At 59.1% G+C, this 1,600-nt stretch carries 1 protein-coding gene; it reads left to right on the forward strand.

What is annotated here, in order from left to right:
- Window positions 1–1,600: non-ribosomal peptide synthetase (locus WH277_RS05570; RefSeq protein WP_339504907.1), on the forward strand; the 1,600-nt coding region annotated here is incomplete at both ends.

Consider the following 1,600-nt stretch of genomic DNA (forward strand, 5'->3'; position numbering starts at 1 on the left):
CCTTACACCATGGTTTTGAACAGATGCCGCTGGCGCTCTATCTGCGCCGCTATCACCACGACGATCCGCCACTGCTGGAGTTTAACTTTAATGAGGCCTGGTTCAGCGTCGCAGAGGGACAACAGACCGCCGCTCGCCTGATGCAGATGCTCGATCATCTACTCGACAAAGGCGCACAGCAGCCGCTGACCGAGATGCCACTTCTGCTGCCGCAGGAGAAAAAACAGATCGTCAGCGAGTGGAATAACACCCGGCAACCCTGGCCACTGCCAGAAGGGATCCACCGCTGGTTTGAGCAACAGGCCGTACGTACACCGCAGGCCAGCGCCCTCTGCGGTCACGGCGGTAATATCAGCTATCAGCAACTGAACCAGCGTGCTAACCAGCTGGCGGCTGAGCTGCGTCAGGCCGGGATCGGCCCCGACGATCGTGTGGCGCTATGTGCCGCACGCAGTAGCGAGATGGTCACTGCCCTGCTGGCGATCCTGAAAGCAGGGGGGGCTTATGTCCCACTCGATCCTGACTACCCCGGCGATCGCCTGCACCATATGCTCGAAGACTGCGGCGCCACGCTGGTGCTGCTGGATGATGCCGGACAACAGGCGCTGGCACCTCTGCTCAGCGCATCACACCGTGTGTGGCACCTGCAGCAGGACGCGGCCCGCTGGCAAACGCAGCCTGACCACAATCTGCCGTCGCTGGCGGGCTGGACCCCGCACTCGCTGGCCTATGTCATTTATACCTCTGGCTCCACCGGCAAACCTAAAGGGGTGATGAATGAACATGTCGGTGTCATGAATCGCCTGCAGTGGATGCAGGCTGAATATGCCCTGACGCCACAGGATACGGTTCTGCAAAAAACACCGTTCAGCTTTGACGTCTCGGTATGGGAGTTTTTCTGGCCACTGATGGTCGGCGCCAGACTGGCGATCGCGAAACCCGGCGGTCACCAGGACCCGGATTACCTCAGTCAGTTGATTGCCCGGCAACAAGTCACCACGCTGCACTTTGTCCCGTCTATGTTGCAGCTGTTTTTACGCCACGGGGATATGGCGCAGTGCCACTGCCTGCGGCGGGTGATGTGCAGCGGGGAAGCCCTGCCACTGGCGGCGGTACAGCGTTTCCACCAGCAGCTACCGCAGGCGGAGCTGCATAATCTCTATGGTCCAACCGAAGCCGCTGTGGATGTCTCTTACTGGCACTGTTCTCGTCACGATAAGCGCGGCGTAGTACCGATTGGTAAACCGGTTGCCAATACGCAGCTGCATATTCTTGATGCGCACCTGCAACCGTTGCCGCCGGGCGTCAGCGGCGAGCTGCATATTGGTGGCGTACAGGTGGCACGTGGCTACCTCAATCTGGCCGAGCTCACTGCGGCGCGTTTTATTCCCGACCCGTTCAGCAAGGATGCAACAGCACGCCTGTATAAAACCGGCGATCTGGCGCGCTGGCTTGAAGATGGCAGTATTGAGTATCTGGGCCGCAACGATTTCCAGGTAAAAATCCACGGGCTGCGTATAGAACTGGGGGAAATTGAACAGCAAATCGCCCACTTTAACGGCATTGAAGAGGCGGTAGTGATGGCCTGCGACGATGGAAA

This window comes from Erwinia sp. MYb416, assembly GCF_037479575.1.
GTDB classification, from domain to species: domain Bacteria; phylum Pseudomonadota; class Gammaproteobacteria; order Enterobacterales; family Enterobacteriaceae; genus Erwinia; species Erwinia rhapontici.